The following is a 13,967-nucleotide window of genomic DNA, read 5'->3' on the forward strand; positions in this document are numbered from 1 at the left end:
CCGTTGCTGACCCTGTTAGCATAAAAAAACCGGGCGTCAGCCGACAATCACCCGGTTAATGTCTTAAGAGCCGCTTCGTAACCTTTCCGTTGCTTTACATTGTGTTTCAGCGTAATTGCGAGGCTCTTCCCAGCCAGCTATCCCAGTCTTTCCAGACGGGTTGTAGCCCTTGCGCTGTCAGGGCTTCTGCAACCGCTTCCGGGCGTCGATCGTCATGCGGGGCAAACTGCTCCAGCTCCGGATGGTTGTCGGCGTAGCCGCCTGGTTGTGTTTTGGAAAAGGCGCTGACGTTGTTTATCGCAAGCGGGATCACCCGATCGCGGAACGCGGGTGATTCACGCGTTGAGAGTGATAATTCGACCTCTGGCGAGAACAGACGAAACGCGCAGATGGTTTGCACCAGTTGCCTTTCATCCATCAGCGAAGCAGGTTCAATTCCCCCCGTACACGGGCGCAACCGTGGAAAGGAGATCGAGTAGCGGCTCTGCCAGTAGTGTTGCTGCAGCCATAGCAGATGCTCTGCCACCATATAGCAATCCACTCGCCAGCTGTCAGACAAGCCTGTCAGGGCACCAAGACCAATTTTGTCGATACCGGCCCGGCCCAGCCTGTCCGGCGTTTCCAGCCGAAACACGAAATCCTGTTTATTACCCTTCAGATGGTGACGGGCGTACGTCGCCTCGTGATACGTCTCCTGATAGACCATAACGCCATCGAGCCCGAGGGTTTTTAGCTCTGCGTATTCGTCCTGTGACAGAGGCTGCACTTCCATCTGTAACGAGGAAAATTCACGGCGAATGGCGGGCAGGTGCTGGCGGAAGTAGTCCATCCCGACCTTGCCCTGATGCTCACCCGTTACCAGCAGGAGATGCTCGAAGCCCATCTCCCGAATGGCTGCACATTCGCGCGCGATTTCGTTTTCGTCCAGCGTTTTGCGCTTGATGCGGTTGCTCATGGAAAAGCCACAGTAGGTACAGTCATTGGCGCACAGGTTTGAAAGATAGAGCGGGACGTAAAAGCTCACCGTGTTGCCAAAGCGCTGGCGTGTGAGGCGCTGGGCGCGCTGTGCCATCGGTTCCAGGTATGCGCTGGCCGCCGGGGAGAGCAGGGCCATCATGTCTTCGCGGGACGGATGACGGGCATTTAACGCCCGTTCCACGTCAGCATGCGTTTTGCCGTTGATGCGCAGGCGAATATCGTCCCAGTTAAGCTGCCGCCAGCGATCGGTAAATGTGGTCATGAGAGTGTCTCCAGAAAACCGGTCAGCGGGCTGGTGGCCTGCGCCTGAAAACTGCGCGAGCCGGGGCCAGACTGCCGCGCCAGTAAACCTGCGTCCACCGCCAGGCGGAAGGCGCGCGCCATCATCACCGGATCGTCAGCGACGGCAATCGCCGTGTTCACCAGCACCGCGTCAGCACCCATTTCCAGTGCCTGGGCGGCATGGCTTGGTACGCCGATGCCAGCGTCAACCACCACCGGCACGGTGGCCTGTTCGATGATAATTTCCAGCATCGCGCGGGTCCCCAGCCCCTGATTAGAGCCAATAGGTGCGCCCAGCGGCATGACAGCCGCGCAGCCAACTTCCTCCAGACGTTTACACAGGACGGGGTCGGCACCGCAGTAGGGCAGCACGGTAAACCCTTGTTGCACCAGCTTTTCCGCGGCTTTCAGGGTTTCGATTGGGTCAGGCAGCAGCCAGCGAGCATCCGGGTGAATTTCCAGCTTCAGCCAGTGCGTACCGAGGGCTTCACGTGCCAGTCGGGCGGCGAAAATTGCCTCTTCAGCGGTTTTGGCACCGGAGGTGTTTGGCAGCAGCATGACGCCCGCTTCCAGCAGCGGTGCCAGAATAGCATCGCTGTGATGACGCAGATCCACGCGCTTCAGTGCCAGCGTTACCAGTTGGCTGCCGCTTTCACGGATGGCATCCACCATCAGCTGCGGCGAGGCGAATTTCCCGGTTCCGGTAAACAAATGCGAATCAAAGACTTTATCGGCAATACGTAACATTTCAGCCCCCTGCAATAACCTGAAACAGCAGGATCTGATCGCCTTCGCTCACCTGCTGGTGCTCCCACTGCTCGCGCGGCAGGATCTGTTGATTGAGCGCCAGTGCCGTCCCCGGTTTAAGCTGGCGTAGCGTCTCAAGTAGCGCGGCGATGGTGAGATTTTCGTCGCACTGCATTGGCTCATCGTTAAACAGAATGCGCATCGTGCCCTCCGCATACCGGGCAGTGGCTGGCGCGGTGAAGCGCCAGATGCCGCCAGCTACCGGAGCGGGCATCAAACAGGCGCAGCGTATTACGTTCCGTCTCCATACCGCTGAGGAGCTTAATAGCCTCCAGCGCCTGCAGAGTGCCCATCACGCCCACCACGGGGCCGAGAATGCCCGCCGTGCGGCAGTTGCGTTCTGGCTCCGCATCATCCGGCCACAGGCAGCGATAGCATCCCCGCGCCCACGGCGGTGTCAGGACCATCATCTGCCCACCGAAGCCGACTGCACTGGCGGTAATGAGCGGTACGTTCTGCGCCACGCAGGCGGTATTGATCGCCTGACGCGTGGCCATATTGTCGGTACAGTCCAGCACCACATCGGCCAGGGCGACTTCACGCAACAGGCTTTCGCCGCTGAGCCGCTCCTGGAGTGCAATCAGTTCGATATCCGGGTTTAGCAGGTTCAACCGCTGCTGTGTGATCTGTGCTTTAGGCTGGTTGATATCCCCGGTGGTAAAGAGAATTTGCCGCTGCAGATTGCTGAGGTGCACCTCGTCGTCGTCGGCCAGCACCAGCGTGCCGACGCCAGCGCCTGCCAGATAGAGCGCCGCGGGTGCGCCTAATCCTCCCAGGCCGACAATCAGAACCCGGCTGGCGAGCAGCTTTTGCTGCCCGTCAATGGCGATATCCTCAAGCAGGATCTGGCGGCTGTAGCGCATAAAATCCTGGTCATTCATCGCCAGCTCCTGCCAGCTGTAAGAGCTGTGCGGTAGCGGCCTGCCAGTCTGCCGCCTGGGTGATGGCGCTGACGACAGCAATACTGCCGACGCCGGTCTTCAGAACGGCGGGGGCGCGCTCAAGGCTGATCCCACCGATGGCGACCGTTGGATAATCCGCCAGGCGTTCGACGTGACTCGCCAGTTGCGTCAAACCCTGCGGGGCAGACGGCATCTGCTTAGTTTGTGTCGGGAAAACGTGGCCGAGCGCGATATAGGACGGGCGGGCTGCCAGCGCAATATCAATCTCCATATCATCGTGCGTCGACACGCCCAGGCGCAGGCCTGCTTTGCGGATGGCGTTGAGGTCGGTTGTCTCCAGATCTTCCTGACCGAGATGCACGCCGTAGGCCTGGTGTTTGATCGCCAGCCGCCAATAGTCGTTGATAAACAGGCGGGCATCATAGCGCCGCCCCAGTTCAATGGCGGCGACCACATCGGCCTCTACCTCGTCATCGCGTTTATCTTTGATGCGCAGCTGGATCGTGCGAACGCCTGCCTCCAGCAGGCGAGCGATCCACGCTACACTATCCACCACCGGGTAAAGCCCTAAGCGGAAGGGGACAGGGGGGAAATCAGGCTGGTACATTATGCCTCCTCTTTTTTGAGGTAGATTTCGCCGCCTTTGGCGCGGAAGGTTTCTGACATGTCCGCCATACCCACCTCGATAGTCTGCGCGGCGGCGTAGTCACGCACCTCCTGGCTGATTTTCATCGAGCAGAATTTTGGCCCACACATAGAGCAGAAGTGTGCCACTTTGCCGGATTCCTGAGGCAGGGTTTCGTCGTGATAGGCGCGGGCGGTGAACGGGTCGAGCGCCAGGTTGAACTGATCTTCCCAACGGAATTCAAAGCGTGCTTTCGACATGGCGTTATCACGGATTTGCGCGCCCGGATGACCTTTGGCGAGATCCGCCGCGTGGGCGGCAATCTTGTAGGTGATCAGACCCTGCTTCACGTCCTCTTTGTTAGGCAGCCCAAGGTGCTCTTTTGGCGTCACGTAGCAGAGCATTGCGCAGCCGAACCAGCCGATCATCGCCGCACCAATTCCCGACGTGAAGTGGTCGTAACCCGGTGCGATGTCGGTCGTCAAGGGGCCCAGCGTGTAGAACGGTGCTTCGTGGCAGTGCTCCAGCTCTTCGGTCATGTTGCGGCGGATCATCTGCATCGGCACATGTCCCGGACCTTCAATCATCACCTGCACATCATACTCCCAGGCGATTTTGGTCAGCTCGCCCAGCGTGTGCAGTTCGGCAAACTGTGCTTCGTCGTTGGCGTCGCGGATGGAGCCCGGACGCAGGCCGTCGCCCAGCGACAGGGATACGTCATAGGCGGCGCAGATTTCGCAGATCTCGCGGAAGTGTTCGTAGAGGAAGTTTTCCTGGTGATGAGACAGGCACCACTTCGCCATGATCGAACCGCCACGCGAGACAATTCCGGTCAGGCGCTTCGCCGTCATTGGCACGTAGCGCAGCAGCACACCAGCGTGAATGGTGAAATAGTCCACGCCCTGTTCAGCCTGCTCAAGCAACGTATCGCGGAAGGCTTCCCAGGTGAGGTTTTCCGCAATGCCATTCACTTTCTCAAGTGCCTGATAGATTGGCACCGTGCCAATCGGCACCGGGCTGTTACGCAGCACCCATTCGCGGGTTTCGTGGATATAACGCCCGGTAGAGAGATCCATTACCGTGTCTGCGCCCCAGCGCGTAGACCAGACCAGCTTTTCCACCTCCTCTTCAATGGACGAAGTGACCGCTGAGTTACCAATGTTGGCATTGACCTTCACCAGGAAGTTGCGGCCAATGATCATCGGCTCGGATTCCGGGTGGTTGATGTTGGCAGGAATAATGGCGCGACCGGCGGCCACTTCGTCACGCACAAATTCTGGCGTGATGTTCTCCGGCAGGCGAGCACCAAAACCTTCGCCCGGATGCTGGTGGCGCAGCACTTCGCTGCGGATGCGCTCGCGGCCCATGTTTTCACGGATGGCAATAAATTCCATCTCCGGCGTGACGATACCCTGGCGCGCGTAGTGCAACTGCGTGACGCATTTACCCGCTTTCGCACGTTTTGGCGTCAGCAGACCGGTGAAACGCAGTTCGTCCAGACCATCGTCAGCCAGACGTTCTTTGGTGTACGCAGAGCTTTGCTCGTTTAGTTCTTCGCTGTCGTTACGTGCGTCAATCCACGGCTGGCGCAGCTTTGCCAGCCCCTGCTGGACGTTAATGGCAACATCCGGATCGCCGTACGGGCCGGAGGTGTCGTACACCGGCACCGCTTCGTTAACTTCATATTGCGGCTGTTCTTTGCTGCCGCCGATAAGCGTCGGGCTGAGCTGGATTTCGCGCATCGGGACGCGGATATTGTTCTTCGGGCCGGTGATGTAAATACGTTTTGAGTTCGGGAAAGCAGTGCCTTCCAGCGTATTGATGAAGTGTTGTGCTTGTGCGCGCTGTTCGCGGCGGGTCAGTTTTGTTGCAGACATAGCTCATTCCAAAAGTGAAGGACATGGCTTGTCAGACGACGGATGAAGCAAGAGGAGATCGCCCTGGGGCGATACAAAGCAGTTTTACTCTTGTTCCCTTCGCAGGTATTAGCCTGATCAGGTTCCGCGGATCCCGAATTAACGGTCTCAGCCCGTGCTTTCACACTGGGCACTCCGACAAGAAAAATCCCCCTCGTGAGAGGGGCGACTATTTGTAAATTACTCGTTAACGACTAAGAACTCAAGCAGGCCGCGCGATGTTATCTTCATTGCTTGCGTTCAGGTCGTTATCCAACGCGAGGGCAATCAGCTTGTCTTCCAGGGTGAATCGCTCTTCCAGCGCTTCACCGAGATCGGACAGCGCCTGCTGAAACTCAAGATAGTTATCGTGATCGATCGCATTCTCAAGCGTGGAATCGTAGTAATCCATGATCTGCTGGGTATTGGCTTCCAGCAGTGGACAGAGCCTTGATGCACTTAAATACGGGTTACTGCCTTCCATTTCGCGGATAATACGTTCATAAATATTGAAATGGCCGTCGGACAGGTAGTCGACCAGGCTCTGACAAAAGTCATCCAGCGCTTTTTCATTCAGCCGCATAAACGATTCTTTGCCAGGCTTAATACCGACCAGATTGTAATACGCCACGAGTAGATGCTTGCGCACATGTAGCCAGCGATCCACCAGTGTATTACTTCCTCTAACGCGCTCAGTCAGGCTTTCTAGCTGGTTTAACATGTTCGACTCCGCAAGGTTTAGAATTGAATCGGCTTAACCAAAATGTAACCACAATGCTAACAACATGTCAGTGAAGCGAAGGTAGTGCAATAGATATGGATCGTATTATTGAAAAATCAGATCTTGGTTGGTGGATCGTCAGTCACGAACAAAAATTATGGCTGCCCGCCGGGGAAATACCCTACGGCACAGCGGAAAAATTTGATCTTGCAGGCCAGTCCGCACTGAGGATCGGTGAGTGGCAGGGTGAGCCTGTGTGGTTGATCCAACAAGCTCGTCGCCAGGATATGGGATCTGTTCGTCAGGTGCTGGATCTGGACGTGGGGTTGTTCCAGCTGGCGGGCCGTGGTGTGCAACTGGCGGAGTTTTATCGCTCGCATAAATTCTGTGGTTACTGTGGGCATACCATGCATCCGAGCAAAACCGAGTGGGCGATGCTCTGCAGCCACTGCCGCGAACGCTATTACCCTCAGATTGCGCCGTGCATCATCGTCGCTATCCGCCGCGAGGATTCCATCCTGCTGGCGCAACATACCCGTCATCGCAACGGCATTCATACCGTGCTGGCCGGGTTCGTTGAAGTGGGCGAAACGCTGGAGCAGGCGGTGGCGCGCGAGGTGATGGAAGAGAGCAGTATTAAGGTGAAGAACCTGCGCTATGTCACTTCACAGCCGTGGCCATTCCCGATGTCGTTGATGACCGCGTTTATGGCCGAATACGACAGCGGTGAGATTGTTATCGATCAGAAAGAGCTGCTGGAAGCGAACTGGTATCGCTATGACGATTTACCGCTGCTACCGCCGCCAGGCACCGTGGCGCGTCGGTTGATAGAAGATACCGTGGCGATGTGTCGGGCCGAGTATGAGTAGTGTTACACTGAGGCCATGACGCTTAAGGAAATGCAAAAATGACCGAACTGAAGAACGATCGTTATCTGCGTGCGCTGCTGCGCCAGCCCGTTGATGTCACCCCGGTGTGGATGATGCGCCAGGCGGGACGCTATCTCCCGGAGTACAAAGCCACGCGCGCGCAGGCCGGCGATTTTATGTCGCTGTGCAAAAACGCCGAGCTGGCCTGTGAAGTGACGCTCCAGCCGCTGCGTCGCTTCCCGCTGGATGCTGCCATTCTCTTTTCGGACATTCTGACTATTCCGGATGCGATGGGCCTTGGCCTGTACTTCGAAACCGGCGAAGGCCCGCGTTTCACCTCCCCAGTCAAAAGCAAAGCCGACGTTGATAAGCTGCCGATCCCCGATCCGGAAGGCGAACTGGGCTATGTGATGAACGCCGTGCGCACCATTCGCCGTGAATTGAAAGGTGAAGTGCCATTGATTGGCTTCTCCGGTAGCCCGTGGACGCTGGCGACCTATATGGTGGAAGGTGGCAGCAGCAAAGCCTTTACCGTGATCAAAAAGATGATGTACGCCGAGCCGCTGGCGCTGCATGCGCTACTCGACAAGCTGGCGAAGAGCGTCACGCTCTATCTCAACGCGCAGATCAAAGCGGGCGCGCAGTCGGTGATGATTTTCGATACCTGGGGCGGCGTGCTGACCGGGCGCGATTATCAGCAGTTCTCCCTGTACTACATGCACAAAATCGTCGATGGCCTGCTGCGTGAAAACGAAGGTCGTCGCGTGCCGGTGACGCTGTTTACCAAAGGCGGCGGTCAGTGGCTGGAAGCGATGGCGGCGACCGGCTGCGACGCGCTGGGTCTCGACTGGACGACCGATATTGCCGATGCGCGCCGTCGCGTGGGCGATAAAGTGGCGCTGCAGGGCAATATGGACCCGTCCATGCTCTACGCACAGCCAGCCCGCATTGAAGAAGAAGTGTCGACTATACTGTCTGGTTTCGGCCAGGGTGAAGGCCACGTCTTTAACCTCGGCCACGGTATTCATCAGGATGTGCCGCCAGAACACGCTGGCGTATTTGTGGAGGCGGTGCATCGGCTTTCTGCGCAGTATCACAAGTAAGGAGTGGTTATGGATCTCGCGTCGCTACGCGCTCAACAAATCGAACTGGCCTCATCGGTGATCCGCGAGGATCGCCCGGACAGAGATCCCCCGCAGTACATTGGCGGAGCGGACGTCGGTTTTGAGCAGGGCGGCGAAGTGACGCGCGCGGCGATGGTGCTGCTGAAGTATCCCTCGCTTGAGCTGGTGGAGTACAAGGTGGCGCGCATCGCTACCACCATGCCCTACATTCCTGGCTTTCTCTCCTTCCGTGAATATCCCGCGCTGCTGGCAGCGTGGGAACAACTCTCGCAAAAACCTGACCTGCTTTTCGTGGACGGACACGGTATCTCCCATCCGCGCCGTTTAGGCGTTGCCAGTCACTTTGGTTTGCTGGTGGACGTGCCGACCATCGGTGTCGCCAAGAAACGCCTCTGCGGTAAGTTTGAGCCACTCTCCGACGAGCCGGGCGCGCTGGCACCGCTTATCGATAAAGGCGAGCAGCTGGCATGGGTGTGGCGCAGTAAAGCACGCTGTAACCCGTTGTTTATTGCCACCGGACATCGGGTGAGCATGGACAGCGCGCTGGCGTGGGTGCAGCACTGTATGAAGGGCTACCGTTTACCGGAACCGACACGCTGGGCGGATGCCGTCGCCTCCGCGCGTCCGGCTTTTGTTCGTTGGCAGGAAATTCAGCCATGATTCAGGTAAACTGCGGCTAATTTTCGATTCGAGACATCATCATGCTACAAAACCCGATTCACCTGCGCCTTGAGAAGCTGGAAAGCTGGCAGCACGTCACCTTTATGGCCTGCCTGTGCGAGCGCATGTATCCCAATTATGCCGCGTTCTGCAAGCAGACCGAGTTTGGTGATGGCCACATCTATCGCCGTATCCTGGATTTAATCTGGGAGACGTTAACGGTCAAAGACGCGAAGGTGAACTTCGACTCTCAGCTCGAGAAGCTGGAAGAGGCTATTCCGGTAGCGGATGATTTTGACCTGTATGGTGTCTATCCGGCCATCGACGCCTGCGTGGCGTTAAGCGAGCTGATTCACTCCCGTCTGAGTGGCGAAACGCTGGAACATGCTATCGAAGTCAGTAAGGCATCCATTACGACCGTGGCGATGCTGGAAATGACCCAGGAAGGCCGCGAAATGACCGACGAAGAATTGCGGGCGAACCCGGCGGTTGAGCAGGAATGGGACATCCAGTGGGAGATTTTCCGCCTGCTGGCAGAGTGCGAAGAACGCGATATTGAGCTGATCAAAGGGCTGCGTGCAGACTTACGTGAGGCCGGTGAGAGCAATATTGGTATAATTTTTAACCAATGAGACAACAAAACGTGATTTAACGCCTGTTTTGTCGCACCTCGACTCTTCCCTTCTGCCCCCCGTCTGGTCTACATTTGGGGGGCGAAAAAAAGTGGCTATCGGTGCGTGTATGCAGGAGAGTGCTTTTTTGGCATTTTCGTCGCACTCGATGCTTAGCAAGCGATAAACACATTGAAAGGATAACTTATGAACAAGACTCAACTGATTGATGTAATTGCGGACAAGGCTGATCTGTCTAAAGTGCAGGCTAAAGCTGCTCTGGAATCTACCCTGGCTGCTATTACTGAGTCTCTGAAAGAAGGCGATGCTGTACAACTGGTTGGTTTCGGTACCTTCAAAGTGAACCACCGCGCTGAGCGTACTGGCCGCAACCCACAGACCGGTAAAGAAATCAAAATCGCCGCAGCTAACGTACCGGCATTTGTTTCTGGTAAAGCACTGAAAGACGCAGTTAAGTAAGACGCGTGGCAGTGAACAGTTTTAACGAAGGGGCGGCAACGCCCCTTTTGTCTATCTGGCGTGGAACGCTCGCGCTGGCAGGCGTGCTGTTCTTGTCCGCCTGTAGCCACGACTCCTCTCTGCCTCCCTTTACCGCCAGCGGCTACGCTGACAATCAGGGTGCGGTCAGGATCTGGCGCAAAGATTCCGGCGGTGAAGTGCATCTGCTTTCCGCTTTCAGTCCGTGGCATAGCGGCAATACCTCGACGGCGGAATATCGCTGGCAGGGAGAAGACCTGTCGCTGATCGAACTGAACGTCTACAGCAAGACCCCCGAACACGTGAAAGTGCGTTTTGACGACCACGGCGAGCTGAGTTTTATGCAGCACGAAGTCAGCGGTCAAAAACAGCAGCTTTCGAGTGATCAAGTTGCTCTCTACCGTTACCGTGCTGAACAAATCCGTCAGACCAGCGATGCGCTGCGTTTGGGACGCGTTGTGCTGCGTCAGGGGCGCTGGCATACCGATGGCTCGGTAACCACCTGCGAAGGGCAGACTGTCAAGCCTGACCTCGAATCCTGGGCGATTCAACATATTGAGCGCCGTCAGCGCCATTCATCTATGGATGTGAGTGTGGCATGGCTGGAAGCGCCGGAAGGCTCTCAGCTGCTGCTGGTGGCGAACGAAGATTTCTGTACCTGGCAGCCGACAGAAAAAAGTTTTTAATGGGATCGCGATCGGTTCCCTCTCCCCTTAGGGGAGAGGGTTAGGGTGAGGGGTAAAGACGGCTCCCTTACTCGCCTTGCTCACGTGCAATCGCGCGATAGCCGATATCCTGGCGGCTGAAGCTGCCGTTCCAGTGAATATCCGCCATCAGCGCATAGGCGCGTTTCTGCGCTTCTGCCACGGTATGACCCAGTGCGGTCGCACACAGCACGCGACCGCCGTTGGTGAGCACGCGATCGTCGTCAGCCAGCTTCGTACCGGCATGGAACACCTTCGCGCCGTCAATCTCTTCCAGCGGCAGGCCGTGGATCTCATCCCCGGTGTTGTAGTTGCCCGGATAACCACCCGCAGCAATCACCACGCCCAGCGACGCACGCTCATCCCACTCGGAGGTTTTCTCGTCCAGCTTGCCTTCACAGGCTGCCAGGCACAGGTCGACCAGGTCAGATTTCATGCGCAGCATGATAGGCTGAGTTTCCGGATCGCCGAAGCGGCAGTTGAATTCAATCACCTTCGGATTGCCTTGCTTGTCGATCATCAGGCCAGCGTAAAGGAAACCGGTGTAGATGTTACCTTCCGCCGCCATCCCTTTCACGGTAGGCCAGATGATGCGATCCATGGTGCGTTGATGCACTTCGTCAGTGACCACCGGAGCAGGGGAGTACGCGCCCATCCCGCCGGTATTCGGGCCGGTATCGCCATTACCCACGCGCTTGTGATCCTGGCTGGTGGCCATCGGCAGAACGTGCTCGCCGTCAACCATCACGATGAAACTCGCTTCTTCGCCGTCGAGGAACTCTTCAATCACGATGCGGTGACCTGCATCGCCAAAGGCATTGCCCGCCAGCATATCCTGAACCGCAGCTTCCGCTTCTTCGAGCGTTATCGCCACGATAACGCCTTTACCGGCGGCCAGACCATCGGCCTTGATGACAATCGGCGCGCCTTTTTCACGTAAGTAGGCCAGAGCGGGCTCGACTTCGGTGAAGTTTTGATATTCCGCCGTCGGGATGTTATGACGCGCGAGGAAATCTTTGGTGAAGGCTTTAGAGCCTTCCAGCTGCGCGGCACCTTCCGTCGGGCCGAAGATTTTCAGGCCTGCGGTGCGGAAGGCGTCAACGACGCCAGTCACCAGCGGTGCTTCCGGTCCAACAATCGTCAGATCGATGTTTTCGTTCCGGGCAAAGCTCAGCAGCGCGGGAATGTCAGTCACGCCGATAGCCACGTTTTGCAGCGCAGGCTCCAGCGCAGTACCCGCGTTACCCGGTGCGACAAAAACGGTTTTCACCAGCGGTGACTGCGCCGCTTTCCATGCCAGGGCGTGCTCGCGCCCGCCATTACCAATCACTAATACTTTCATTTTCTGCTCCGGGAATTAATGGCGGAAGTGACGCATGTCGGTGAAGATCATTGCGATGCCGTGTTCGTCGGCAGCGGCAATCACTTCGTCGTCGCGGATAGAGCCGCCAGGCTGGATCACGCAGGTGATGCCCACTGCAGCCGCCGCGTCGATGCCATCACGGAACGGGAAGAAGGCGTCAGAGGCCATGGCGGAGCCTTTCACTTCCAGCCCTTCGTCGCCTGCTTTAATCCCGGCGATTTTCGCGGAGTAGACGCGGCTCATCTGGCCTGCGCCTATCCCGATGGTCATGTTCTCTTTCGCGTAGACGATGGCGTTGGATTTCACGAACTTCGCCACCTTCCAGCAGAACAGCGCGTCACGCAGTTCCTGTTCGGTTGGCTGACGCTTGGTTACCACGCGCAGGTCGGCTTCTGTCACCATACCCAGATCGCGATCCTGAACCAGCAGACCGCCGTTCACGCGTTTGAAGTCCAGTCCCGGAACGCGTTCCGCCCACTGGCCGCAAACCAGCACGCGCACATTTTGTTTGGCGGCAGTGATTTTCAGCGCGTCTTCGGATGCCGATGGCGCGATGATCACTTCAACAAACTGGCGAGAGATGATGGCCTGCGCGGTTTCGGCGTCCAGCTCGCGGTTGAAAGCAATAATGCCGCCGAACGCGGAGGTCGGGTCGGTTTTGTACGCACGATCGTAAGCATCCAGAATGGAGGTGCTTACCGCAACGCCGCATGGGTTGGCGTGCTTGACGATAACGCAGGCGGGTTCGCTGAACTCTTTCACGCACTCCAGCGCAGCGTCGGTGTCGGCAATGTTGTTATAGGAGAGCGCTTTGCCCTGCACCTGCTGGGCGGTCGCAACAGAGGCTTCTTTTACCTCTTCTTCTATATAGAAGGCAGCCTGCTGGTGGCTGTTCTCGCCGTAGCGCATATCCTGCTTCTTAATGAAGTTCAGGTTCAGGGTGCGCGGGAAGCGGCCAGAAGGATCTTTGCTTTCACCGTGGTAAGCCGGCACCAGGCTACCGAAGTAGTTGGCGATCATGCTGTCGTACGCGGCGGTATGTTCGAAGGCTTTGATGGCGAGGTCGAAACGCGTTTCAAGCGTTAGTGACCCTTCGTTGGCATCCATCTCATTAATAATGGTGTTGTAGTCGCTGCTCTTCACCACGATGGCCACATCTTTATGGTTCTTGGCTGCGGAGCGCACCATGGTCGGGCCGCCGATATCAATATTCTCTACGGCGTCTTCCAGAGAACAGCCTTCGCGGGCAACGGTCTGGGCGAACGGGTAGAGGTTAACAACAACCATATCGATGGGGGCGATATCATGCTGTTCCATAATGCCATCGTCCTGACCGCGACGGCCCAGAATACCGCCGTGCACTTTCGGGTGCAGAGTTTTGACGCGTCCATCCATCATTTCCGGGAAACCGGTGTAATCGGACACTTCGGTTACCGGCAGGCCTTTCTCTGCTAACAGGCGCGCAGTGCCACCTGTAGATAGCAGCTCCACGCCACGTGCAGAAAGAGCCTGAGCGAATTCGACGATACCGGCTTTATCAGAAACACTGAGCAGAGCACGGCGGACTGGACGACGTTGTTGCATGGTAAATCCCCTGGATTTCACGATTACAGAGAGCGTTAGATGAATTTTCCTGCGAAAAACTCATCTAACACACCTGACGGGGCATCCTTGTAAAGCGCGAGCATTTTAACGAAAACGTTTGCGCAACGCTCGCACATTTTCACTTTTTCGTATCATTGTGGATAACTCTGTGTGTAAAAAGGTATAAAGCGGGGTTTTGCTGTGGAATGCAGCAGTCAGTCATTTTTCTGTCATTTAACGGTTGCGGCCTGCAGAGAACTCCCTATAATGCGCCTCCATCGACACGGCGGATGTGAATCACTTCACAGACAACCCGGTCGGCTGAAGAGAAAAATCCTGAAAAA

The 13,967-nt window shown here is 56.9% G+C and carries 15 protein-coding genes and 1 riboswitch; of the genes, 6 read left to right on the top strand and 9 right to left on the bottom strand.

Annotated elements, in window-relative coordinates:
• Positions 1-106 precede the first annotated feature (106 nt).
• From thiH to rsd, 7 genes are all read right to left on the bottom strand, one after another.
• Positions 107-1,240, bottom strand: coding sequence for a 2-iminoacetate synthase ThiH (gene thiH, locus EoCCA6_RS13055; RefSeq protein WP_152082999.1), 1,134 nt, complete (start codon positions 1,238-1,240; stop codon positions 107-109).
• Entirely contained in the window at positions 1,237-2,007 is a 771-nt protein-coding gene (gene thiG, locus EoCCA6_RS13060; RefSeq protein ID WP_152083000.1) for a thiazole synthase, read from the bottom strand. The genes thiH and thiG overlap by 4 nt, the downstream gene beginning before the upstream one ends.
• Position 2,008: 1 nt before the next feature.
• Complete coding sequence (thiS, locus tag EoCCA6_RS13065) at positions 2,009-2,209, bottom strand: sulfur carrier protein ThiS (RefSeq protein WP_152083001.1); 201 nt, start codon at positions 2,207-2,209, stop codon at positions 2,009-2,011.
• Entirely contained in the window at positions 2,193-2,948 is a 756-nt protein-coding gene (locus EoCCA6_RS13070; RefSeq protein WP_152083002.1) for a HesA/MoeB/ThiF family protein, read from the bottom strand. Before EoCCA6_RS13070 ends, thiS begins: the two co-directional genes overlap by 17 nt.
• Positions 2,941-3,576, bottom strand: a complete 636-nt coding sequence (gene thiE, locus EoCCA6_RS13075; protein WP_152083003.1) for a thiamine phosphate synthase — start codon at positions 3,574-3,576, stop codon at positions 2,941-2,943. The genes EoCCA6_RS13070 and thiE overlap by 8 nt, the downstream gene beginning before the upstream one ends.
• Complete coding sequence (thiC, locus tag EoCCA6_RS13080; protein ID WP_152083004.1) at positions 3,576-5,471, bottom strand: phosphomethylpyrimidine synthase ThiC; 1,896 nt, start codon at positions 5,469-5,471, stop codon at positions 3,576-3,578. The genes thiE and thiC overlap by 1 nt, the downstream gene beginning before the upstream one ends.
• Positions 5,472-5,548: 77 nt before the next feature.
• A riboswitch (TPP riboswitch) is annotated at positions 5,549-5,658 on the bottom strand.
• Between the two features lie 54 nt (positions 5,659-5,712).
• Positions 5,713-6,210, bottom strand: a complete 498-nt coding sequence (gene rsd, locus EoCCA6_RS13085) for a sigma D regulator (RefSeq protein WP_152083005.1) — start codon at positions 6,208-6,210, stop codon at positions 5,713-5,715.
• Between the two features lie 95 nt (positions 6,211-6,305).
• Between rsd and nudC the strand changes: the two genes are divergently transcribed.
• The 6 genes from nudC to EoCCA6_RS13115 all read left to right on the top strand — a co-directional run bounded on the left by nudC (position 6,306) and on the right by EoCCA6_RS13115 (position 10,658).
• Complete coding sequence (gene nudC / locus EoCCA6_RS13090) at positions 6,306-7,079, top strand: NAD(+) diphosphatase (protein ID WP_152083006.1); 774 nt, start codon at positions 6,306-6,308, stop codon at positions 7,077-7,079.
• A gap of 38 nt (positions 7,080-7,117) precedes the next feature.
• Positions 7,118-8,182, top strand: coding sequence for a uroporphyrinogen decarboxylase (hemE, locus tag EoCCA6_RS13095; protein WP_152083007.1), 1,065 nt, complete (start codon positions 7,118-7,120; stop codon positions 8,180-8,182).
• Between the two features lie 9 nt (positions 8,183-8,191).
• The gene (gene nfi, locus EoCCA6_RS13100) at positions 8,192-8,863 is read left to right on the top strand and encodes a deoxyribonuclease V (RefSeq protein WP_152083008.1); all 672 of its coding nucleotides are present in this window, start codon (positions 8,192-8,194) and stop codon (positions 8,861-8,863) included.
• A gap of 41 nt (positions 8,864-8,904) precedes the next feature.
• Complete coding sequence (locus EoCCA6_RS13105; RefSeq protein WP_152083009.1) at positions 8,905-9,495, top strand: YjaG family protein; 591 nt, start codon at positions 8,905-8,907, stop codon at positions 9,493-9,495.
• Positions 9,496-9,681: 186 nt separating this feature from the next.
• A complete protein-coding gene (hupA, locus tag EoCCA6_RS13110) occupies positions 9,682-9,954 on the top strand; it encodes a nucleoid-associated protein HU-alpha (protein WP_002445246.1) in 273 nt (90 codons plus the stop codon).
• Positions 9,955-9,965: 11 nt separating this feature from the next.
• Entirely contained in the window at positions 9,966-10,658 is a 693-nt protein-coding gene (locus EoCCA6_RS13115; RefSeq protein ID WP_152084450.1) for a DUF1481 domain-containing protein, read from the top strand.
• 67 nt (positions 10,659-10,725) lie between these two features.
• Here EoCCA6_RS13115 and purD read toward each other — a convergent pair whose 3' ends face one another.
• Together purD and purH are read right to left on the bottom strand one after the other, a co-directional pair.
• Entirely contained in the window at positions 10,726-12,018 is a 1,293-nt protein-coding gene (gene purD, locus EoCCA6_RS13120) for a phosphoribosylamine--glycine ligase (protein WP_152083010.1), read from the bottom strand.
• 15 nt (positions 12,019-12,033) lie between these two features.
• On the bottom strand, positions 12,034-13,623 hold the full coding sequence (gene purH / locus EoCCA6_RS13125) for a bifunctional phosphoribosylaminoimidazolecarboxamide formyltransferase/IMP cyclohydrolase (RefSeq protein ID WP_152083011.1): 1,590 nt from the start codon (positions 13,621-13,623) through the stop codon (positions 12,034-12,036).
• Positions 13,624-13,967: the final 344 nt, after the last annotated feature.

Origin of the sequence: Enterobacter oligotrophicus (genome assembly GCF_009176645.1) — a bacterium.
GTDB classification, from domain to species: domain Bacteria; phylum Pseudomonadota; class Gammaproteobacteria; order Enterobacterales; family Enterobacteriaceae; genus Enterobacter; species Enterobacter oligotrophicus.